17 protein-coding genes are annotated in these 21,216 nt (G+C 63.2%); 6 read left to right on the top strand and 11 right to left on the bottom strand.

Translation table 11 applies throughout. The annotated features are described in order from the left end of the window. Positions 1-11: 11 nt before the first annotated feature. Positions 12-1,469 (bottom strand): D-alanyl-D-alanine carboxypeptidase/D-alanyl-D-alanine endopeptidase, encoded by a 1,458-nt coding sequence (dacB, locus tag MnOB_RS16915; RefSeq protein ID WP_077525388.1) that lies wholly within the window; start codon positions 1,467-1,469, stop codon positions 12-14. Between the two features lie 224 nt (positions 1,470-1,693). Here dacB and MnOB_RS16910 point away from each other — a divergent pair, with 224 nt between their 5' ends. Then, positions 1,694-2,035, top strand: coding sequence for a YggL 50S ribosome-binding family protein (locus MnOB_RS16910; protein ID WP_077525387.1), 342 nt, complete (start codon positions 1,694-1,696; stop codon positions 2,033-2,035). 172 nt (positions 2,036-2,207) lie between these two features. Here MnOB_RS16910 and MnOB_RS16905 read toward each other — a convergent pair whose 3' ends face one another. Continuing rightward, entirely contained in the window at positions 2,208-5,162 is a 2,955-nt protein-coding gene (locus MnOB_RS16905; protein WP_077525386.1) for an HD domain-containing phosphohydrolase, read from the bottom strand. A 360-nt stretch (positions 5,163-5,522) separates the two neighbouring features. Here MnOB_RS16905 and MnOB_RS16900 point away from each other — a divergent pair, with 360 nt between their 5' ends. Beyond that, positions 5,523-6,191, top strand: a complete 669-nt coding sequence (locus tag MnOB_RS16900; RefSeq protein ID WP_435052411.1) for a response regulator — start codon at positions 5,523-5,525, stop codon at positions 6,189-6,191. Positions 6,192-6,198: 7 nt separating this feature from the next. After that, positions 6,199-9,819 (top strand): transporter substrate-binding domain-containing protein, encoded by a 3,621-nt coding sequence (locus MnOB_RS16895; protein ID WP_077525384.1) that lies wholly within the window; start codon positions 6,199-6,201, stop codon positions 9,817-9,819. A gap of 9 nt (positions 9,820-9,828) precedes the next feature. Here MnOB_RS16895 and MnOB_RS16890 read toward each other — a convergent pair whose 3' ends face one another. The 6 genes from MnOB_RS16890 to MnOB_RS16865 all read right to left on the bottom strand — a co-directional run bounded on the left by MnOB_RS16890 (position 9,829) and on the right by MnOB_RS16865 (position 14,628). Further along, positions 9,829-10,896, bottom strand: a complete 1,068-nt coding sequence (locus MnOB_RS16890; RefSeq protein ID WP_077525383.1) for an FUSC family protein — start codon at positions 10,894-10,896, stop codon at positions 9,829-9,831. 24 nt (positions 10,897-10,920) lie between these two features. After that, entirely contained in the window at positions 10,921-12,252 is a 1,332-nt protein-coding gene (locus MnOB_RS16885; protein ID WP_077525382.1) for a deoxyguanosinetriphosphate triphosphohydrolase, read from the bottom strand. 61 nt (positions 12,253-12,313) lie between these two features. After that, positions 12,314-13,486, bottom strand: a complete 1,173-nt coding sequence (locus MnOB_RS16880; protein ID WP_077525381.1) for an EAL domain-containing protein — start codon at positions 13,484-13,486, stop codon at positions 12,314-12,316. A gap of 121 nt (positions 13,487-13,607) precedes the next feature. After that, entirely contained in the window at positions 13,608-13,925 is a 318-nt protein-coding gene (locus MnOB_RS16875; RefSeq protein WP_077525380.1) for a hypothetical protein, read from the bottom strand. Further along, positions 13,922-14,311 carry a phage holin family protein gene (locus MnOB_RS16870; RefSeq protein WP_077525379.1) on the bottom strand — a complete coding sequence of 130 codons (390 nt, stop codon included), beginning with the start codon at positions 14,309-14,311 and terminating at the stop codon, positions 13,922-13,924. Before MnOB_RS16870 ends, MnOB_RS16875 begins: the two co-directional genes overlap by 4 nt. A gap of 2 nt (positions 14,312-14,313) precedes the next feature. Next, positions 14,314-14,628 (bottom strand): ElaB/YgaM/YqjD family protein, encoded by a 315-nt coding sequence (locus MnOB_RS16865; protein ID WP_077525378.1) that lies wholly within the window; start codon positions 14,626-14,628, stop codon positions 14,314-14,316. A 355-nt stretch (positions 14,629-14,983) separates the two neighbouring features. Between MnOB_RS16865 and MnOB_RS16860 the strand changes: the two genes are divergently transcribed. Further along, entirely contained in the window at positions 14,984-16,192 is a 1,209-nt protein-coding gene (locus MnOB_RS16860) for an ammonium transporter (RefSeq protein ID WP_077525377.1), read from the top strand. Between the two features lie 109 nt (positions 16,193-16,301). On the opposite strand, the gene MnOB_RS16855 is transcribed toward MnOB_RS16860, so the two are convergent. The 3 genes from MnOB_RS16855 to MnOB_RS16845 all read right to left on the bottom strand — a co-directional run bounded on the left by MnOB_RS16855 (position 16,302) and on the right by MnOB_RS16845 (position 19,247). Continuing rightward, entirely contained in the window at positions 16,302-17,570 is a 1,269-nt protein-coding gene (locus MnOB_RS16855) for an OprD family porin (RefSeq protein WP_077525376.1), read from the bottom strand. Positions 17,571-17,676: 106 nt separating this feature from the next. Then, on the bottom strand, positions 17,677-18,543 hold the full coding sequence (locus MnOB_RS16850) for an MBL fold metallo-hydrolase (protein ID WP_077525375.1): 867 nt from the start codon (positions 18,541-18,543) through the stop codon (positions 17,677-17,679). Between the two features lie 110 nt (positions 18,544-18,653). After that, a complete protein-coding gene (locus MnOB_RS16845) occupies positions 18,654-19,247 on the bottom strand; it encodes a glutathione S-transferase family protein (RefSeq protein WP_077525374.1) in 594 nt (197 codons plus the stop codon). A 154-nt stretch (positions 19,248-19,401) separates the two neighbouring features. Here MnOB_RS16845 and MnOB_RS16840 point away from each other — a divergent pair, with 154 nt between their 5' ends. Continuing rightward, on the top strand, positions 19,402-19,959 hold the full coding sequence (locus tag MnOB_RS16840; RefSeq protein ID WP_077525373.1) for a TetR/AcrR family transcriptional regulator: 558 nt from the start codon (positions 19,402-19,404) through the stop codon (positions 19,957-19,959). A gap of 84 nt (positions 19,960-20,043) precedes the next feature. After that, the gene (locus tag MnOB_RS16835) at positions 20,044-21,195 is read left to right on the top strand and encodes a DUF5610 domain-containing protein (protein WP_077525372.1); all 1,152 of its coding nucleotides are present in this window, start codon (positions 20,044-20,046) and stop codon (positions 21,193-21,195) included. Positions 21,196-21,216 lie beyond the last annotated feature (21 nt).

The raw sequence follows: 21,216 nt of genomic DNA, 5'->3' as shown, positions 1-21,216 counted from the left end.
CCATGCGGGGTTCAGTTGGCGCCAGCGATGCTCTTGGGCTGGCGATAAAGGTCCACCAGTACCTGATCGAGGATCGCCGAGGCACCCCAGGGACGCGAGTCGTTGAGAATGGCCACCACTGCCCAGGTGTTGCCGTTGCTGTCGCGGCTGAAACCGGCGATGGCGCGCACGGTGTTCAGCGTACCCGTCTTGATATGGGCTTCACCTTCCAGAGCGGTGCGGCGCAGGCGCTTGCGCATGGTGCCGTCCATCGCAACCAGTGGCAGCGAAGAGATGAACTCCGCGGCATAAGGGCTCTGCCAGGCGGCCTGGAGGATGGTGGCCATCTCACGGGCGCTGACCCGCTCATGGCGCGACAGGCCTGAACCGTTCTCCATCACCAGGTGCGGCGCCGTGATGCCTTTCTTCGCCAGCCAGTTGCGGATCACCCGCTGCGCCGCCTTGGCATCGTCGCCATCGGCGTCGGTGCGATAGCGCGCGCCGATGCTGAGGAACACCTGCTGGGCCATGGTGTTGTTGCTGTACTTGTTGATGTCGCGAATGACCTCAACGAGGTCCGGCGAGAAGGAGCGTGCCAGCAGCTTGGCATTCTTGGGCACGTCGCCTTGGCGGTCCTTGCCGTTGATGCTGCCGCCCAGTTCCTTCCAGAACGCGCGCACAGCGCCGGCGGCATAGCCCGGGTGGTCGAGCAGGGACATGTAGGTCTGGGCGCTGCAACCTTCCGGCAGCTTGCCGCTGGCAATCAGCGTGGTGCCGTCGAACTGGGTCACCGGGTTGTAGCGCACATCGGGCCAGGAGGGGCACTTGGCGGCCTTGGTCACCTGCAGCTTGTTCTCGATACGGATGTTCTCGAGCGGCGGCTCCATGGCCAGGTTGGCCTTGCCGCCCTCGGCGCGGGCGATCAGGCGTACGGCCTTGAGGTTCACCAGCAGCGAGTCGGGGCCGACCAGGAAAGGCTTGTTGTCGTCGCCGCCGTCATCGTTGAAGGAGGGCAGTTGCGGGTGGATGAAGTAGCCGCGATCCAGCACCAGGTCGCCGGTGACCTGGCGCACGCCGTTGGCGCGCAGGTCGCGCATCATCAGCCAGAGCTTCTCCATGTTCAGCTTGGGATCGCCGCCACCCTTGAGGTAGAGGTTGCCGTTGAGCACGCCGTCCTTCAGCGTTCCGTCGGTGAAGAATTCGGTCTTCCACTGGTAGGTGGGACCGAGCAGCTCCAGGGCGGCATAGGTGGTGATCAGCTTCATGGTGGACGCCGGGTTCACCGAGACATCGGCGTTCACCAGCGTCTGCGCACCCGGGCCGGTGAGCGGCAGGGTGACCAGGGACAGCGAGTTGGTGGAGATCTTGTTGGCGGTCAGCGCCTTCTGCACCTTGGCAGGCAGGCTGGTGTTCACCTGTGCGGCGACGGCGGGCAGGGCGCAGGGCAGGATCAGGGCGGCAAACGCGAGGGTACGAATGGATTTCAACATCAAAGAATGCCCCCCTGGCGAGGGCGGGTAAGGAAAATGAATGACATGGTGACTGTTCCCATGAGGGTTCGGGAAATCGGCGCATTATGCCGTAACCCTGTCCCGACTGTGCGAGTTCGCCGCTCATTTCGTCCGGCAGTGCAACCTGGCGCGCGCTGTGGGCGGGCAAGTTGCGACGGAAGCTGCTAGAGTGCCGCCCGTCATTTATGCCGAGGAACTGCCTTATGGCCACCAATCGCTCCCGCCGCCTGCGCAAAAAGCTTTGCGTCGATGAATTCCAGGAACTGGGTTTCGAACTCACCTTCAACTACAAGGAGGGCCTGGATCTGGAAGCGGTTTCGGCGTTCTTCGAGCGTTTCATCGACGAAGCGGTCGAGGGCAATGGCCTGGGCTTCATCGGTTCCGAGGACTACGGCTTCGTTTGCCTTGGCAAGCGTGGTTCGGTTACCGCTGAGCAGCGTGACCTGGTCGAAGCCTGGCTGAAGAAGGGCCACGCAGAACTGGCCGGTTCCACTGTCAGCCCGCTGATCGACGTGTGGTACCCGGAAAATTCCGTCAACGCCTGATTGGGTTGAAGGATGGAAAAGGGCGCCTGGTGGCGCCCTTTTTTGTTGCCTGCGAATTGCTGTAGGGGCGAATTCATTCGCCAAGCAGGCCGAAGGTCTGCCCTGGCCGGTCCGGGGCAGCTTCGCTGCCCTTGGCGAATGAATTCGACCCCACAAGGTTCACCCTGCTGGATCAGGCCAACCCCGCTTTCGCCAACACGGCCGTCTCATCCACCTGGTCGACCTGCTCCTGCTTCAGGAAGCGCCGGGCGTAATCCATATAGACCCCGGAGCGGATGAACAGGCCGAACAGGTCAGGGTCGATGTGGGCACTGCGGCACATGCCGGTCATGATCCCCAGCGCTTCGGAAAGGGTCTTGCCCTTCTTGTAGGGGCGGTCCACTGCTGTCAGTGCCTCGAAGATATCGGCGATGGCCATCATCCGTGCCGGCAGGCTCATTTCTTCGCGGGTCAGGCGCTTCGGATAGCCGGTGCCATCCATTTTCTCGTGGTGCCCACCAGCGATCTCCGCGACGTTTGCAAGATGGGCCGGGAAGGGCAGGTGATTGAGCATCAGGATGGTCTGCACGATGTGGTGATTGATGATGTAACGCTCTTCATCGGTCAATGTTCCACGGCCGACGGAAAGGTTGTGCAGCTCTCCGCGATTGAATTTGTGTGCGGGCACCTGCAGCTTGAAGCCCCAGGGATTGTCCGGAGGAAGCAGCTCATTGGCGGGGCGCTCGACCACGTGGTCGGGGCGGTCGGCCAAAAGATTCTCCTCCACCGGGAGCGGCTGTGGCGGAGTGCGGGCCAGGCGCTGGGCCTCTTCCCAGGACACGCCCAGACGGTTGTCCAGGGTGCGAGTCCAGGTGCGTGCGGCGATGTCCTTCAAACGCGCCTGGTCGGCATCCGCCATGGCTTCGCCGCCCAGGTTGCAGTGGGCGATGAATGCGAAGTCATCGTCCAGCCTGGCCAGCTCCTCGTCGCGCAGCCGCGCTTGACCGGCCTCCTCGGCACCCTCGGCGATTGCCTGCCAATAGCGCACCCAGGCGTCGCGCTTGAGCACCTCGAAGCGGGTGCGAATCTCATGGATGCGATCGTTCAGGGTTTCCAGCTTGGTGGCCTTGTCCACGACGTATTCCGGGGTCGTGACCTTTCCGCAGTCATGCAGCCAGGCGGCAATATGCAGCGCTTCCCATTCCTCATCCGTGGGGTTGAACCCGCGGAATGGTGTCTCGTCGCTGGCGGCGGCAGCGCGGGCCAGCATCAGAGTGATTTCCGGCACCCGCTGGCAGTGACCGCCGGTGTAGGGACTCTTGGCGTCGATGGCGCCGGCCATCAACTGGATGAATGCATCCAGCAGCTGCTTCTGCTTCTCCAACAGGCGCTGGCTTTCAATGCACAGTGCGGCGACGCCGGAGATGGCTTCGACGAAGGCGATGCGCTCGGGCTTGAGGATGGCGGGGCGCGACTCCTTGCCGGTGTCGCGGTGCAGCAGGACCAGCACGCCAATGGTGACCCCCTGGCGATTGTGCAGGCCGGTGCTGACCAGATGCACGCGAGGGCTTTCCAGGGTTTGCAGCAGGTCGCGGTAGGCCCCGGCCTGGTCATAACCGAAGGAGCATACCTGGCTGGGGCCGCCGTGGGACGGGAGGTCCAGCCAGTGGGGCAGGGCGGGACTCTCCAGGCCGAAGCCGCGAATGCCGTGGGCCTCCAGGTCCTGCTCCTGATCGTTGAGGAACAGTCCGTGGGGTTCCAGGCGACCCTTCTGGTTGTCGATCAGGTAGAGCAGTCCTCCGGAGGCTTCGCTGATGTCGATGGTTTCATCGAGGACGCGGCGCAGCAGATTGTCGAAGCGGGTTTCCGCCGAGAGGCTGGAGGCGATTTCGAGGAAGCTGGAAATGGTTTCCTTCATTCGAGCCGTGGCCACCGCCAACTGGTCGACTTCCAGGATCGGCGAACGGCCCATGGCAGGCAGGCTGAAATTGAAACTGCGGATGGCTTCTGCTTGGGTCACCAGGGCCCGCAGGGGTTTGACCACGACCCGCGAGAGCAGGACGCCGAGGGGGATGCACAGCAACAGGATGGCCAGGGTCAGCATCGCGCCCTGCCAGCGGATGCGGTAGGCATCATCCAGCAGCTCGTCCTCAGGAGAGAGGATCGCCAGCTGCAAACCCTGCGGGCCGCCTTCCTTGAGGTGCTGGCGGGCGAGGACCCAGCGGCGGTCGTCGATCTCCAGGCTGGTGCGCAGGTCATCCTGTCCCGCGAGCCCGATCAGTGCCGCGAGCGGGGGACTGAAATCCTTCACCTCACCCAGTTCGGGAGCGCCGTTGAGTCGCTTCACCAGTTTGCTGGTATCGAGATAGGCCACGGCGCGGCCGTCGGGTTGGTACAGCACCACCTCGGTGGATGGGGTTACGCGATGGCTGACCAGGGTGGCGGACAGGTCTTCCAGGGTCAGGTCGGCACCTATCACCGCGTCACCGCCACTGGGGCGGGCCAATGTCGTACCGACGGCGCCACTGGAGAAGAACACATAGGGCGCCGTGGTAATCGCACCATCCTGCTCCAGGGCGCGGTAGTACCAGGGCCTGCCGCGCGGATCGTAGCGCTCGTTGGGCTCCTCGCGGGTGGCGATCTGGTTGAGTTGGTCGTCGACGAAGAAGGTCATCGATCGCGCCGAGGACTGGTTGTCTCGCTCGATGCTCCACACCTGGTAGGCCGCGGTCGCCGGTGCCTTGAATGCCTTCTTCAGCGCCTCGCTGCGCAGGTGTCGGACCATGAAGAAGTCGCCGTCGTCATAACCGAGATACAGCGATGCCAGCTTGGGATTGTCCTTCAGTGCCTGGGTCAGGGGTTTGAGCAAGGCGTCCAGGCGAGCGGCACTGTCCAGGGTCTGGTCGGTGTTGCTCAGGGCCAGCAGGTTGAGCAGGTGGTAGATCGGCTGGTAGGTGTGCTGCAGGTCGGTTTCCACCTCCTCGCTGATTCGGCCAAACAGTTCATCGCTGCTGGACAGGATGATCTGGCTGGTCTGCCGGTAATTGAACAGGCCGAGGACGACGCCGGTGATAAGCAGCAGCAGGGTGAAGAGCGCACTGATGTGGACGTGCAGCGGAAAGCGACGCTCAGCGAACTTTTGCGGCATTGCGGAAGCTCCTTGAGCCCTGTCCCTGATGGCCTACAGCAGCATAGATGAGGCTTGTTGCGTGCGTCGTGCAATCTGCCATGAAGGATGGATATGTCAGGGGCGGGAGGAAATAATCCGGGAAAACGCGAAAGCCTGGCTCTCCCGTGTGCACGCGGGACCGTGGATTTGGTACTCGCCGTGCGGGAAGCGGGCCATCCTGTCTATCGAAATCAGCCCCTACCTGTAGGACAGGACGCAAGCTACGGTAGGGCCCGTCCTGATTCGCTCGACTGGTGCTGTCCGGGGGTCGACAGTGCAACGCGCTTCTCTATCTTGGCAGCCACTAAACCGTGCCAAGGGGGCGATGCTGTGAGCAAACTGGTCAATCTGGATGATTTCCTCGAGCCGGGAAGCGAGTCCGCCTACAAGGTCATTATCGTCGACGATCACCCGGTGATTCGCCTCGCCGTCAGGCTGTTGCTGGACCGCGAAGGCTATGCGGTGGTGGCGGAAACCGACAACGGCGTCGATGCAATAGCGCTCGCACGAGAGCACCAGCCGGATATGGTGATCCTCGATATCGGCATTCCCAAGCTTGGCGGCCTGGACGTCATCGTCCGGCTCAATGCCCTGGATCTGCCTCTGCGGGTGCTGGTGCTAACTGGACAGAATCCCATCCACTACGCCACGCGCTGCATGCAGGCAGGTGCGGCGGGCTTCGTCTGCAAGGAAGGCGACCTTGCCGAAGTCACCGCCGCGGTTCGGGCGGTCCTCTCCGGCTACAGCTATTTCCCCAGCGACGTGATCAAGTCGGGCAAACGGCAGATCGGCTTGCCCGATGAAGCCGAGATGATCGGCCGCCTTTCCGATCGGGAGCTCGTGGTGCTCAAGTTCCTCGCCAATGGCTTGAGCAACAAGGAAATCGCTGAGGAGATGTTCATCAGCAACAAGACCGTCAGCACCTACAAGACTCGCCTGTTGCTCAAGCTCAACGCCCGGACGTTGATCGAACTGGTGGAGTTCGCCAACCGCAACACCCTGATCTGAAACCTTCATGCGCACTCTTTACCTGCTGGCAGGCCTCTTGCTCGGGGGCTCGCTCCTGCCCTCGAAAAGCCTCGGCGACGACAAGAATCTTTCCCTGGAACTGTTGGGTCGGTCCGAATCCACCAGCCTGGTAGTGCCCATGCAGGAGGAGGACCGGCGCTGGTTGAAGGAAAAACGCGTGCTGCGGGTCGGCACCAACGAGCCGGACTTTCCGCCCTTCGATATCACGGCGAGTGGCCAGGACTACGAAGGGGTCACTGCGGATTTCCTGCGGCTGATCGCCCAGGGCCTCGGGGTCAAGGCCGAGGTATTGCGTTTTCCGGATCGTGAATCTGCGCGAGAGGCGCTGCGCAACGGGACAATCGACCTGCTGGGCAACAGCATGGAAGGCGACGCTGCCAGTCCCGGCCTGATCCAGAGCATCCCCTACATGCATCATCAGCCGGTGATGGTGACGCGCATAGACGACCGGCGTGCCGCGAGCGGTAATCTTCGCGGACTGCGCCTCGCCTATTCAGAGAGCGGCCCGAGCCTGGAGTTACTCCGCCGGCTCTACCCCGATGCGCAGCCGGTCAAGTACAGCTCGGTGCGAAGGGCCTTGCAGTCGGTCGCGTTCGATCAGAGCGATGTCTTCATCGGTGACGCCGTGGCTGCCGACTACCTGATCAAACAGGGCTACCTCATCAACCTGCGCATGACGAACTTCGCCGGCTTTGATGGCGTCGGCATCTGCTTTTCCCTTGCCGAGGGCAACGAACGACTGCAGCGGATTATCGACAGTGCGATCGCGGCCATCCCGGACGCCGCACGGATGGGTGTCGCGAAGCGCTGGGGCGGTGGTGCGGGCATGTTCCTGGACAATCTCCGCCCCCAACTCACCGAGCGCGAGCAGCGATGGATGGAACAGCATGGTCCCGCCCGGTTGGTGGTCGACGAGACGTTCGAGCCGCTGACTTTCTTCAACAGGCAGGGTCGTTTCCGTGGAATCGTGTCGGACCTCCTGGAGCTGATCCACCAGAGGACTGGCCTCGAGTTCGATGTCAGCGCCAGATCCACCGCCAGGGACATGCTCGCGGATCTGCGGGAAGGGCGCGTCGACATGGCCGCCACGCTGTTCTCCACTCCCGAACGTAGCCAGTACCTCGGGTTCACCCGACCCTACTACAGCACCAGCAGTGTTCTGGTGGTTCGGGCCTCGGATAGCGCACCGCAAACGCTTGGGGAACTCGATGGCCGTGTCCTGGCGGTTCCTGCCGGTCACTCGCTGATCCCATACATTCGCGAGAGTTACCCCAGGCTGGAGCTGCGAGAGGTCGAAACCGCTGTCCAGGGGCTTGCGAACGTCGCGGAGGGCAGGGCCGACGCAGCGGTGCATGCCATGGCGTCATCCACCTTCCTGATCAATCGCTACTTTCCCGGGCGACTCCGCATCGCCGACACGATCGGCCGCGATCCGGGCCGCTTCGCCTTCTCCGTAACTCGCAGTGCGCCCGAACTGCAAAGCATCCTCGAAAAAGCATTGTTGTCCATCTCGCCGGACGAGCTGGGTAGCATCATCAACCGCTGGTACACCAAGGCCGAAGAGCCGAGCAGCTGGATCGAGTATCGGTCGCGGCTTTACCAAATCGGCTTCGCTTTCCTGCTGGTGGCAATAGTGTTCGCGTCCTGGGCGCTGTACTTGCGCCGGCAGGTGCGGCGGCGTGAACGGGAGGAGCGCCGCCTGAACGACCAGCTGGCATTCAAGCGTTCACTGATCGATGGGATTCCCTTTCCGTTGTCCGTGCGCGGGCTGGACGGTCGCACCATCACATGCAACCGCAGCTTCATCGAGGCCCTTGGTGTACCGCGCGCGGCGCTGATCGGTCTGCGGTTGACCGAAGTGCCTGGTCTCAGGACGAACACCGTGGCAGAGCTGGAGGGGTTGGAGGGATTGAGCCGGCTCGCGCTGGAGAAGGGTGAGGCGCTGTTCAGCGACCATCAGTTGCATCTGCGCGGCAGCACCCTGGAGGTTTCCTACTGGGCCATTCCCTATCGCGATGCCCTAAAAAGGATTCGCGGCCTGATCTGTGGCTGGGTGGATATCACTGAACGTAATCGATTGATGGATGAACTGCGTCACGCCAAAGAGCAGGCTGAATCCGCAAGCGTCGCGAAGAGTCGCTTCCTCGCCACCATGAGCCACGAAATCCGCACGCCGCTGAACGCCATCATCGGCATGCTCGAGCTTGCCCTGAAGCGTGAGCATCTGGATCGCGAAGCCATTCTTGTCGCGCGGGAGTCAGCGGATTCCCTGCTCGCGCTGATCGGCGACATTCTCGACATCGCCAAGATCGAGTCCGGGCGCATGACTCTGGAGCCACGGCGCGAGTCACCGCGCGCGCTGATCGAATCCGTGGTCCGCGTGTTCGAGGGGCTGGCTCGGCAGAAAGGCCTGCGCTTGGTGTTGGAGCTGGACCTCCAGTCCCGGGACGATGTGATGGTGGACGCCTCCTGCTTCAAGCAGATCTTGTCGAACCTCATCAGCAACGCCATCAAGTTCACCGATGAGGGCACGGTTCGCGTTCGTCTGCAGGCTTCCTGCAAAGGACATGAACAACTGCAACTGACGGTGGTAGTGGAGGACAGCGGAATCGGCATTTCCCAAGAGGGCCAGCAGCGCCTGTTCCAGCCATTTACCCAGCTGGCCGGCGGCGTGGGGACGGGGCAAGGCGGTACGGGCCTGGGCCTGAGCATCTGCCGCCGGCTGGTGAAACTCATGGGGGGAAGCATCGAGCTGTATAGCCGGCTGGGTGAAGGTACACGTGTTTCCGTGAGCCTCGGTCTGCCAGCACTGGCACCATTGCCGCCGGTTGCGGAGCTGCATGAGGCTCGGGAACTGCCGCCGGGGGCTTTTCGTGTGCTGGTGGTGGACGATCACCCGGTCAACCGAATGATGCTGGTCCAGCAACTGGCGCTGCTGGGGCAGTTGGCCGAGCAGGCGGAGAATGGTGAAAAGGCGCTGGCTATCTGGAGTGCATCAGATTTTGACCTCGTGATCACCGACTGCAACATGCCGGTAATGGATGGCTATGAATTGACGCGGCGTGTTCGCGAACTGGAGTGCGCGCGAGGCATGCATCCAGCGCTGGTCATCGGCCTCACTGCCAATGCCCAACCGGAAGAATTGGCGCGCTGCCGCGAAGCCGGCATGGACGATTGTCTTTTCAAGCCCATCGGCCTGGAAGGCCTGCAGCGCTATCTCCAGCGTCTACTGCCCGACGGAGTCGAGCCTTGTAGCGATGATCAGTCCATCCGCCTGGACCTGAGCTTGCTGGACCACACTGCGGGGGGCTCGCCGGAAGTGATCCGTATGCTGCTCCAAGAGCTGTACCGCGCCAACGAGTCCGATGCCGAGGAGATGGAAATCCTTCTGGAGGCTGAGCGCTGGGATGACCTGGAGCGCCTGGTGCACAGGATCAAGGGCGCTATGGAGTTGATCGGCGCGGAGCCACTATTGGCCCGTTGCAAGGCCTTTGGTCGAGCCCATGACAACGGTGCCGAGAGCCCTGAGCTGATGCGACGGGCGCGTGCAGTCTGGAAAAGCCTGGGCGGCGTGCAGTCCGAATTGGCGCATCACCTGCAGGACTGACGACCGGGACTACTCGGCCTGACGTGCCATTTCCATTGTGGGCGTCGGGCCGGTGCCCCAGCGCAGTCGCGCACGATAAGCGAGGAAGGCTACAAGCATCGCGAGCCCGGCGCCCAGCAGCGAGTTGTACAGGCGCAGCTCCGGAAGATGCCAGTCACGGGACAGGCTCTCGGCCAGCAGCACGAAGCATACGGTGGTCTGCACCACGAACAGGCCGTAATGCTGGGCAATGAAAGCCCGGCTGAGAACGATCAGTGGCAGTAGGCAGGCCACCAGCAGGGCAGGGCTCTGCAACCAGCTCCCCATCCCGATCAGGATCAAGGCGCCTACGAGGCTCCCCACACACCGTTGGATGCCGCGTTGCAGGCTGCTGTTGAGGTCCATCTGGATCGTGGTCAGTACCGTCAACGTCAGCCAGTAGCCACGCGGCATGCCCGTCAGGTTGGCCGCAAGCCCGGCGAGCGCCCCGGCAAGGCTGCAGGCCAGGGCGTGTATGAGCCAGAGGCGATGGGAAATGCGTTGCGCAAGACGACGCATCACCTTGGCCAGGTTTCCGGGGCCGGGAAGCGCGGGCCAGAACCGCAGCCCGTGATAGGCCCGCAGGGCGAAGGCCAGCAGCATTACCCACATCCCACCGATTGCGAACAGCGCCCCGACTGCCATGCCATTGTGCAGGTTGCCGAGTCCCGCCTGGCCCTGGCCGAGACAGAGGCACACCGCGAGACCCGCTCCAAGCTTGCCCAGCTCATTGCCGAATCGTTGCAGAGCGGCGAGCAGGAGCCCCATCAGGGCGAAGCTGAACAGGCTCAGCAGCGGATGACTCGCCACCCAGAAACCCGTCCCCGCAGCGAGCGCCCCCAATCCGGTGAGCAGTGTCATGCGCAGCATGCCCAGGCGGTGCAGGGGATTGGCCAGTGATGCCTGGAAGGCGCCGGTGGCGGCCCAGAGAAAGCCGGTGTGGCTGGTGAACAGGCCCAGCACCAGCGGCAACCCACAGCCCAGGCCGGCAACCAGGGCGGGTCCCCAGGCGGGTGCGCCCGCGTGCCAGTGCAGGCTTTGTCTGAGCAACGTACGCATCAAGCGTCTCCTGAGGGCGCTGGATCAGGTTGGGCTGGATCGGCCGGTCATTTCGCGGGCCATTTCGGTTGCGTAGCTGTCGGTCATCCCGGCAATGAAATCGATCATTCGGATGAAGGCCTGATACAGCGGCCAGGCAGGATCAGGCGCATTGTTGCCGAGCAGGTCGAGGATGCGTTGATTCTTGAACGACGGCGTGCGCCCGCCATGTTGCTCCAATGCGGCGCCGCAGAACGCGTTCAGGAGGATTTCCAGGGTGGTATAAGCGCCGATTTCGTGAAGTGTCTTGCGCTTGTCCTGGAAGATTTTCTCGCGAGCGATGGCCTTGGCGCGGAGCACGCATCGCTTGGCCGCGCCGTGCATGTGTTCCACGAGGTCGCCTTGCAAGGTACCGGCGAGCAGGGCGTCCTGCTGGTCGACGAAGGCGCGGGCGGCAGCATTGGTCAGGTGCTCGATGGCCTTGCCGCGCAGGATGGCGAGTTTGCGCCGGCGGGAATCCTTGGGCCCCAGCTGGCGATAGGTCTCCGGCAAATCGTCACCCACCAGGCCCAGCAGCAGGGACTCGACTTCCGCGTAGTCCAGCAGGTCCATCTCCAGGCCGTCTTCCAGATCGATCAGGCCATAGCAGATGTCGTCCGCAGCCTCCATCAGGTAGACCAGTGGATGGCGCGCCCAGCGATGTTGATCGAGACGCGGCAACTCCAGTTTGGCCGCGATCTGTTCCAGCAACGGCAGCTCGCTCTGGTAGCAGCCGAACTTGTGTTTCTTGTAGCCCAGTGCCTCGGCATGGCGCGAGGTCCAGGGGTACTTCAGGTAGGTGCCGAGCGTGGCGTAGGTCAGGCGCATGCCGCCGTCGAACTGGTGATACTCCAGTTGGGTCAGCACTCGCAGGCCCTGGGCGTTGCCTTCGAAACTGAGGAAGTCCGCTCGCTCGGCCTCACTCATGGCGTCCAGCCAGCCCCGCGCGGCAGCCTGCTCGAACCAGTGGCGGATGGCGTCTTCCCCGGAATGACCAAAAGGAGGATTGCCGATGTCATGGGCCAGGCAGGCCGACTGGACGATGACCCCGAGGTCCGACGGCTCGCACCAATCCGGCAGTGCGTCACGCAGGGTTTCGCCAACGCGCATGCCCAGGGAACGCCCCACGCAGCTCACTTCCAGCGAGTGGGTCAGGCGTGTATGGATGTGGTCGTTGCTGGAGACTGGATGCACCTGGGTCTTGCGTCCGAGGCGGCGAAATGCGCCGGAAAAGACGATGCGATCGTGGTCTTTGTGGAAAGGGCTGCGGCCCAGCTCATCGGTGCTGTGCACCGGTTTGCCAAGGCGTTCGCGGGTGAGCAGGGTCTGCCAGTCCAAGGCCTGTCCTCGCCGTTCAGTGGCCGAAGATCCTACTCTAACCCAAGCGATTGCTGGCGACTCAGTCCATTGCCAGGCCGGCGGCGTCCACGTCCACCAGCAGAAGCCGGCGACCATTGTCGATGAATTGCCCGGCCGTCAGGCAGTACTGGTTGGTGGTGGCATCGCGGTAAGTCGTGGACAAGGTCAGGCGGCGCTCTTCCCAGCCTTCGGCCAGCAGTTGATAGAAGTAGGGCCGCCAGGACCAGTTGTGCCCTCGATAGCTTGCGTCCTCCTGCCAGCCGCCTGGCTGCCAATGCAGGTTGGGCGTGATCTGCGTACCGTTGCGGTCGCACTGGTAGATGCGTAGCAGCCAGGGGTAATCCACCGGGCTGGCCAGGCTCGATGCCGGCGCACCGCTTTCGGCCCATTCGCGTAACCGCGCCATCAACTGGTTGAGGCTGCGGCGCAGCGTCATCAGTCGTGCACGTTCGGCCAATTTACTCTGCACATAGCGATCGCGGAGCAGGGCGAAGCGCTGGACGAACGCCTGGGGCTCGAAGAACTCCAGGCGCGGTGCGGCAAACAGGTAGCCCTGCACGTAGCGCGAGCCGCACTCCAGGGCGAAGTCCAGTTCGGCTTCGGTTTCGACCCCTTCGGCGATGATCCAGCAGCCGGTCTTCTCGGCCATCTGCGCCAGTGCTTTCACCACTTCACCGCTGGGCCCGCCACGGGCGGCGGCCTGGAACAGGCGCATGTCGAGCTTGAGGATGTCCGGTTGCAAGGCCAACACCCGGTCGAGCTGGGAGTAGCCGGCACCGAAATCGTCGATGGCGATTCGCGCACCGGCCTCCCGGTAGCGTGCCACGACGTCTGCCAGGCGCTGGCTGGCGCCGCCAAGCTCGGTGATTTCGAAGACGATGCGTTCGGCCGGAATTCCGTACCGCCGCAGTTGCTTGAGGCTGGGCAAGGGTTGGCCGGGGCGCAGGCGGCTTATCCAGCGGGGGGAGATATTCAGGCTGAGGAACCAGTCCGGCGGTGCGTCATGCAGGCGCCGCAAGGCGTCTTCCCGCAGTTGTCGGTCGAGGCGGCGCAGGGCCGCCGGGGAGATTCTGTTATCGACGAAGAGTGGGCCGACCGATTGCAGGCTACCGTCTGGCTGGCGTAGCCGCCCCAGGGCCTCGACGCCGGCGATCAGCCCTGTAGCGGTATCGATGAAGGGCTGGAAGCAGGCGAGCGGTTGCCCATCGATCACGTTGACTCCTTAGTGGACGGCCAGGGGACTGCGCATCGCGCAGGGCGTTGCCCATCCCGAGTGCGACGGGCCGCTCACCCGTAGCAAGAATGTGGCCAGTTGCCTTCCTTTTCCGGGTGAATTACCCCGGCCCGCTTCGTGGAGGGTTCTTCAACAGGGCTTGCAGCAAGGGGTAAAGCGCGCTGCCCAGGCGCAGACCGCGCCGCAGACTGCCTTTGCGCGCAACGAGGAATCCCAGGACAGCCACCGCCGCCATGCCCCAAAGCGGGGCGTGCGGGATGTCCAGCTGACGGGTGAAGTCCCGCGCCTGGCGTATGGGTTGCGTCAGCAGCAGGGTTTCGTGGCGCAGTTCCTGGCGCTGCATTTCCAGGCGTAGGCGTATCAACGCCTTGCGCATGTCACGGCGTGTCGCCTTGCGAGGTAGTTCCGGCAGGCTCATGGCAAGAGGCGCTCCCGGTCTCGGGCCAGTTCTTCGAGCGTAGCGCTGAACGGCGACTCGTCATCGTCCACCGCCGCGCGCAGGCGCAAGCCGCAATAGACGGTCGCGAGCAGGTAGAACAGACAGAGACCACCGATCGCTTCGAAACGCCAGGTGTCCCAGAACATGACGAGGACCAGGGCGGAGAGACAGATCAGCAGGAGTAGGGCAAAGACCAGCGTGAGTCCGCCGAATAGCAGCAGATAGAGACTGTTGGCCTTCTGCTCCTGCAATTCGATGCCGAACAGCTCCACATGACCGTGCAGCAAGCCGAGCAGCGACGCGCTCAGACGCTTGGGCGACGGACCGCGTCCCGCCTCCTGGGCGGAAGGGTTTTCCTCGCTCATGGTCAACGCCGTGCGGCCAGCAGGCCTAGCAGGAAGCCGATGCCAGCGGCGAGGCCGACGCTCTGCCAGGGATGTTCCTGGACGTAGTCCTCGGTGGCCTGAAAAGCCGCCTCGCCGCGTTCACGCAGGTTCTTCTCGGTGTCGCGAAGGGTGTCGCGGGCGCGCTTGAGGCTTTCGTGGATCTGTAGACGAAGCTCATCGGCTTGGTCGCCTGCCAGGCTCGCGGTGTCTTGGAGGAGTTTCTCGGTATCGCTGACCAAGGTCTGGAAGTCGGCCAGCAGTTCGTCCTGGGCACTTGCTGCGGTCTTACGGGGCATGTCGATTCTCCTTGTAGGACTCAATGCCTAAGAGTAGGTGCCATCTGCCAAGGTTCACGGGGAATTTCCACTTGCATCTCTGGTATAGCGCTTGCATCGGGCTGGTGCGCGGTTGCGGCGGAATGCGCTGGTACGGGGCGCCCTGGAGGGCTCTCCGGCATGTCAGTCCGAAGTCCAACCCTATGAAAATCAACAAGAAATGCCGTTCGAGGGACTTCTTGCGCCAGCTGGCCTGCACCAAATCGGGGGATCGCTGCGATCCGTTGCGGTGCGGGGTGGCTTCAGGATGGTGCGCGCGGAACCTGACTTGAACTGCTTTGGTGCTTTTTCCTCGCTGCCGGAGTTGCCTTCGCCAATGGAAAACCTCAACAGCGCCGTGGAGACCCTCATCCACGGCTCCAACACCCTGTTCATCCTCATGGGCGCCGTCATGGTGCTGGCCATGCACGCGGGCTTCGCCTTCCTCGAGGTCGGCACTGTGCGGCAGAAGAATCAGGTCAACGCCCTGTCGAAAATCCTGTCCGATTTCGCTGTTTCGACCCTGGCCTACTTCTTCGTCGGCTACTGGATCGCCTATGGCGTAACGTTCCTGGAGCCGGCCAGCGTGCTCGCCGCCGACCATGGCTATGCCCTGGTGAAGTTCTTCTTCCTGCTGACCTTTGCCGCGGCGATTCCGGCCATCATCTCCGGTGGCATCGCCGAGCGTGCGCGCTTCTGCCCGCAGCTCTGTGCCACGTTGCTGATCGTCGCCTTCATTTACCCCTTCTTCGAGGGTTTGATCTGGAATGGCAACTTCGGCCTGCAGGACTGGCTGAAGAGCAGCTTTGGCGCCAGCTTCCATGACTTCGCCGGTTCGGTGGTGGTGCATGCCGTGGGCGGCTGGCTGGCCTTCGGTGCCGTGGTGCTGTTGGGGCACCGCAACGGGCGCTATCGCGAGGGCCGCCTGGTGGCATTCGCACCTTCGAATATCCCCTTCCTGGCGCTGGGCTCGTGGATCCTCATCGTGGGCTGGTTCGGCTTCAACGTGATGAGCGCGCAAACCCTGCAGGGTGTCAGCGGCCTGGTTGCGGTGAATTCCCTGATGGCCATGGTCGGCGGTACCGTCGCGGCACTGCTGGTAGGACGCAATGACCCCGGCTTCCTGCACAACGGACCGCTGGCCGGCCTGGTGGCGGTTTGTGCCGGCTCCGACCTGATGCATCCGGTGGGCGCGCTGGTTACCGGCGCCACCGCCGGCGGCCTGTTCGTCTGGGCGTTCACCGCCACCCAGGTCAAGTGGAAGATCGATGACGTCCTCGGCGTCTGGCCGTTGCATGGGCTTTGTGGCGTATGGGGCGGTATCGCCTGCGGCATCTTCGGCCAGGAGGCCTTGGGCGGCCTGGGCGGCGTCAGCCTCGTGAGCCAACTGATCGGTACCGGCCTCGGCGTGCTGGTGGCGCTGGTAGGCGGCTTCGTGGTCTATGGCCTGCTCAAGGCGACCTGGGGCATCCGTCTGAGCCAGGAGGAGGAGTACTACGGTGCGGACTTGTCGATCCATAAGATCGGGGCGACTTCGCAGGATTGAGGTCCGCGGTTCTATCCCTGAAGCGTTGGGCTTCGCTGCGCTCTGCCCAACCTACAGTGAGCACATGAAAAAGCCCGCCGATTGGCGGGCTTTTTCGTTGGGATCGGCCTTACCAGAGCGGTAGCACGTAGCTGAGGATCAGGCGGTTTTCGTCGATGTCACTGCCGAAGTTGGTGGAGCGCACGGTCGCATTGCGCCATTTCACGCCGAAGTTCTTCAGCGCGCCTTCCTGGAACACATAGGCGATGTCCATGTTGCGCTCCCACTCCTTGCCGTCTTCGCGACCCACGCCCAGGTCGATATTGTCGCCGGAGAGGTAGCGGGTCATGAAGGTCAGGCCGGGGATACCGATGCTGGCGAAGTTGTAGTCGTAGCGGGCCTGCCAGGACTTCTCGTCCTTGTTGGCGAAGTCGCCGATCTGCACGTAGTTCACCAGGAAGGGGTCGGTGCCGTTGATGTAGGCGAAGCCGGTATCGCCACTCATGCTCTGGTAGCCGAGGCCGAAGGCGTGGCCGCCGAGGGCGTAGGTGAACATGGCGCCGAAGGCCTTGTTGTCGACGTTACTGGTGCCTTCATCGGTGGAGCGGGCGAAGCGGAGGTCGCTCTTCAGCGATTGCTTGTCGCCCAGCGGCAGTACATGCAGGACGGTGAAGTAGTGCTGCTTGTAGAACTCGTCGAGTTCGCCGTAGTGGTAGCCGGTAGAGAGGCTGTCGGTCCATTTGTAGGTGGCGCCGCCAAAATTGAATTCGTCGCTGGTGGTGCCGGTGCGGAAGGTGATGGCGCGGGCGGCGCCGCTGGCAACGGTCATGTCCTCGTAGTCGGAAGAATCACGCTGGTTGACCTGCTTGAGTTGGCCGCCATCGAAGGTGAGGCCGTCGAGCTCCATCGAGTTCAGATGGCCGCCCTTGAAGGTCTGTGGCAGCAGGCGCGAATCGTTGTACTGGACCACCGGCAGCTTGGGCAGCAGGGTGCCGACCTTGAGCACGCTCTTGGAGGCGCGCAACTTGGCAGTCAGACCGAGTTCGCCGTAATCGTCCTGGGCGCGACCGGTTTCGCGGTCGCGCTTGAGCAGGCCGGTATTGCTGCGATCGGGGCTGGAGTCGAGCTTGACGCCGAGCAGGCCGAGGGCGTCCACACCCACGCCCACGGTGCCTTCGGTGTAGCCGGATTCATAGCGCAGGAGAAAGCCCTGGGCCCATTCCTCGGCCTTGGACTGGGGAGCGTTGTCCTGGCGGAAGTCGCGGTTGAAGTAGAAGTTGCGTAGCTCCAGGCTGGCCTTGCTGTCCTTGATGAACTCGGCCTGGGCGATGCCCGGCAGAGTGAAACTGGCACCGAGCGCGGCCAAGGCCACGGCTCGCGCAAGCGAGGTATTGCTCATTGTTATTGTCTCCTCGTTGGATTGCAGGTCGGTCGGATCGTCCTGTTACAACAATTTGACTAAAGCATTTCGTTACAACTTTTGCAGTTAGACGATGGTCGGTCGTCTACTGCACCCACTGCGGGTAGTAGCCCAGCTTGTCCTGGACTGTGGCGTCGTGGGCCGGAACCACAGTGAGCCCGGGTTCCTGCTGGAGCAGGTCATGGACTTTCTGCAGCTGGGTGCGGGTGGCTTCGCGGTCATTGTCGACCATCCTGCGGCTGACCCAGAACTTCTCCCTTGGCCCCGTAAAGCCTTCCAGGCGCCAGCTGGTATCACCGGTGAAGAAGAAGCGTCGTCCGTCGTCCAGGGTCAGGAACAGGCCCACCGAGCCCGGTGTATGGCCGCTCAGTGGGACCAGTACCAGGCTGCGATCACCAAAGAGGTCGAGGCTTTCCTCGAAACCCATGAAGGGAACGGGCAGGAAGGTGAAGGGGTGCCATTTCACCTTGTGGGCGAACTGGCTGGGCAAGACCGCAGGCGGGGTGGCGATTTCAGTGAATTCGATTTCGTCGTAAGGCGCCCAGACCGGCACTTCGGGGAAGTCCGCCAGGCCCGAGGCGTGGTCCCAGTGGGCATGGCTGAGGATGATGCGGTCGACCTGGACGCCATCACGGTCCAGTTGATCGCGTGCCGGGCTCACGGCGCCGTACTGCATCAGCGGCTTGTCCCACCAGGGCATCTCGCGGGTGAACTGGCTATCCACCTGGCGGCCGAGTCCGGTATCGAACAGCAGGGTAGCGGCGTGATGCTGGATCAGCACCGCCACGTGGTTCGCCTTCACCTTTTCCGTCCATTTGCCGTCCGCCACGGTGAAAGCGTCCAGGGTTTCGGTTTCCGAGGTCTTCACCAGGGCGAAGCGCAGGCCATCGGCCTGGGAGATGGCGCTGAAGATGCCGAGCAGGAAGAGCAGGCAGTACGAACGCAGGCGCATTTGATCAGTGTCCTTGGGGCGGGAAGCGAGAGGGGCGTGCAACTTCTGAAATCTCTGCCCGCCGCTGGCTCCCGGGGTGGAATGGAAAGGTCATGTGGGCGTCCGGGCCCTTAGAGGCGAGGTAGGTCGACGTAGCCGGGCAGGGCGCGGATCCGTGCGATCCAGCTGTTCAGGTGCGGATAGGGCGCAAGCTCCAGGCCACCTTCTTCGGCCATCGCCAGATAGGGGTAAACCGCCACGTCAGCGATGGTGGGCTGCTCGCCGACCAGCCAGGAGCGATTGGCCAGGTGGGCATTCACCAGTTCCAGAACCTGCCGGCCACGGGCCTGGGCGTCCTTCAGGTCCACCGGCCGGCCGAATTTCAGGCCGATTCGCGCACGTGCCACGCCGTTATGGATTTCGTTGGCGGTGAAGCTCAGCCAACCCGCGATCTGCCCCTGGGAAAAAGCGTCCTGCGGATGCCAGTGCGTATCCGCATATTGTCGCGCGAGGTAGACAAGTATCGCCTGGGAGTCGACCAGCGACTGGCCATCGTCCACCAACACGGGGACCTGGCCTCGCGGATTCAGCGCCAGGAATTCCGGATGCTTCTGCGCGCCGCGAGGCAGGTCGACATTCACCAGTTCGGCCGGTTGACCGATCAGGCCGAGAAACAGACGGACCTTGTAGCAGTTGCCGGAGAGATAGAAGTCGTGGAGTTGCATGGCGAGTCCCTCGCGTTGGTTGGAATGCGCTGGATAGTAGACAGACCTGTCTGTATATTTCAAGCGCAAAGCTCGCGACATCCCGGGCTCGCGTCCCGCGCGGTTTGAGTCGATCAGGCCGGGTGCGCATAATGCGGCGGTTCAGGAGACAGCAATGGCATCGAGCAAACGCGATCAACTGGTCAACACCGCCATCGCGCTTTTCTATCGCGAAGGTTTCCACGCCACGGGTATCGACCGCATCCTGGCCGAGTCCGGCGTGGCCAAGATGACCCTCTACAAGCATTTCAAATCCAAGGACGAGCTGATTATCGCCGCCCTGGAATCACGCTTCGCGCCGGCAGCCGAGCGCATGGCTGCGGCGTTCGAGCATTTGCCGCCGCGGGAAGCCATCCTGCGGGTTTTCGATGGCCTGGCCGAGTGGCTGAGGCAGGAACCGTTCTGCGGCTGCGCATTCATTAATGCGGCGGGCGAATTCCATGATCGCGACCATCCGGTGCATCGCCTCGCGGCGTCCTACAAGCTGGCAACCCAGCGCTACTTCCGTGAGGCGCTGGCACGACTGGACGTTGCCCAGCCCGAGCGCTTGGCCCGCCAGCTCCAGTATCTGATGGAGGGGGCGATCAGCATGGCCCACATCGAGGGGCCCAGCGACCAGGCACTGGAGGCCAAGGAGGCGGCTGAGCAACTGATGCGCGCCGCCGGTATCTGACGCAATCCTCTCGTCGACAGCTGCTCAAGTTCTTCGGCCTTCGGCCGCAAAAGAGGGGACGCCGCCGACTCCGGATTCCCCGCTATGAATGCCCTGGCCCCTTTCGCTTCCTCCACCCAACGTTCCGCTGTTTCCGGTTTGCCCGCTGCCCTGGCGCGAAAGCAGGTGGATGCGCAGGAAACCCTGGCTGGTCGACTCGGCAAGCAGTTGGGGCTGGAACCGGGCGCCCTGAGCGACAAGGCCTCCAAATACACCCCCGAGAAAGTCGCGGAAAAAGTGCTCGGTTTCATCGACCAGCGCCTGCGCAGCGAGTCGGCCAATGGCGGCGACCCAGCCAAGTTGCAGGGGCTGCTCGATCAGGCCCGCGCCGGGATTCAGAAAGGCTTCGATGACGCGCGCAAGATTCTCGATGGCCTGGGCGTACTCGGCGGCAAGGTGGCCGAGGATATCGACGACACCTTCGACCGCATCCAGGACGGCCTGGGCCAGTTGCAGAAGACCTACCTGCAACCTGTGACAACGACCGAGCCCGGCGGCACCGTGGCCGTCGCCGGCTACAGCGAGCGACTTCAGGCGCAGGCGGAAACCTTCGACCTGGAAGTGAAGACCCGTGACGGCGACAAGCTGCGCATCTCGATTGCCCAGGCATCGTCCAACTATTCCCGCAGCAGCCTGGCGGCGGCCAGCGATGGCAAGACGTCACTGCTGGTCGGCAGCAGCCAGTCTTCCAGCCTGCAGATCGGCGCCTGGCAGATCGAGGTGCAAGGCGAACTGGACGACGAAGAAAAGGCCGCGCTGAGCGACCTGCTTGGCCAGGTCCAGGACATCTCCAGCAAGTTCTACGCCGGTGATCTGTCCGGCGCCTTTGACCGTGCCATGGCGCTGGACATGGATGGCGAGCAACTGGCGTCCATGTCCCTGCACCTCACCCAGACCAAGGTCACGCAGGCCACCGATGCGTATGGCGCAGTCGCCCAGCAGGGCGGCCAGGCGGCCAGTGCGGTCAATGGCAACCTCAAGGACTATGCCAATAGCCTGCTGGAAGCCCTGCGCAGTGCCGGGAATCTGGCCGACAACGGCCGCGACACGCTGAAGCAGCTGCTCAAGGGTGGATTCGACCTGGACGAGCGCTTCGATCCGGCTCAACTGGCCAAGGCAGAGGCGCTGAACAATCGACTGCTGGATGGCCTGCAGCCCTTGCTGGACAAGGGGCAGGGCAGGTCCACCGACGCCTGACTGCGTGCTAGACTTCGCGCC

Origin of the sequence: Metapseudomonas resinovorans (assembly GCF_002003485.1) — a bacterium.
Classification (GTDB): domain Bacteria; phylum Pseudomonadota; class Gammaproteobacteria; order Pseudomonadales; family Pseudomonadaceae; genus Metapseudomonas; species Metapseudomonas resinovorans_D.
This window is presented reverse-complemented; position numbering and strand designations above follow the sequence as displayed.

What these genes read in the sequence shown, in the direction of transcription:
- dacB (WP_077525388.1), bottom strand. Translation starts at nt 1,469, where the DNA reads ATGTTGAAATCCATTCGTACCCTCGCGTTTGCCGCCCTGATCCTGCCC.
- MnOB_RS16840 (WP_077525373.1), top strand. Translation starts at nt 19,402, where the DNA reads ATGGCATCGAGCAAACGCGATCAACTGGTCAACACCGCCATCGCGCTT.
- MnOB_RS16855 (WP_077525376.1), bottom strand. Translation starts at nt 17,570, where the DNA reads ATGAGCAATACCTCGCTTGCGCGAGCCGTGGCCTTGGCCGCGCTCGGT.
- MnOB_RS16910 (WP_077525387.1), top strand. Translation starts at nt 1,694, where the DNA reads ATGGCCACCAATCGCTCCCGCCGCCTGCGCAAAAAGCTTTGCGTCGAT.
- MnOB_RS16895 (WP_077525384.1), top strand. Translation starts at nt 6,199, where the DNA reads ATGCGCACTCTTTACCTGCTGGCAGGCCTCTTGCTCGGGGGCTCGCTC.
- MnOB_RS16905 (WP_077525386.1), bottom strand. Translation starts at nt 5,162, where the DNA reads ATGCCGCAAAAGTTCGCTGAGCGTCGCTTTCCGCTGCACGTCCACATC.
- MnOB_RS16835 (WP_077525372.1), top strand. Translation starts at nt 20,044, where the DNA reads ATGAATGCCCTGGCCCCTTTCGCTTCCTCCACCCAACGTTCCGCTGTT.
- MnOB_RS16865 (WP_077525378.1), bottom strand. Translation starts at nt 14,628, where the DNA reads ATGCCCCGTAAGACCGCAGCAAGTGCCCAGGACGAACTGCTGGCCGAC.
- MnOB_RS16850 (WP_077525375.1), bottom strand. Translation starts at nt 18,543, where the DNA reads ATGCGCCTGCGTTCGTACTGCCTGCTCTTCCTGCTCGGCATCTTCAGC.
- MnOB_RS16845 (WP_077525374.1), bottom strand. Translation starts at nt 19,247, where the DNA reads ATGCAACTCCACGACTTCTATCTCTCCGGCAACTGCTACAAGGTCCGT.
- MnOB_RS16860 (WP_077525377.1), top strand. Translation starts at nt 14,984, where the DNA reads ATGGAAAACCTCAACAGCGCCGTGGAGACCCTCATCCACGGCTCCAAC.
- MnOB_RS16875 (WP_077525380.1), bottom strand. Translation starts at nt 13,925, where the DNA reads ATGAGCCTGCCGGAACTACCTCGCAAGGCGACACGCCGTGACATGCGC.
- MnOB_RS16870 (WP_077525379.1), bottom strand. Translation starts at nt 14,311, where the DNA reads ATGAGCGAGGAAAACCCTTCCGCCCAGGAGGCGGGACGCGGTCCGTCG.
- MnOB_RS16890 (WP_077525383.1), bottom strand. Translation starts at nt 10,896, where the DNA reads ATGCGTACGTTGCTCAGACAAAGCCTGCACTGGCACGCGGGCGCACCC.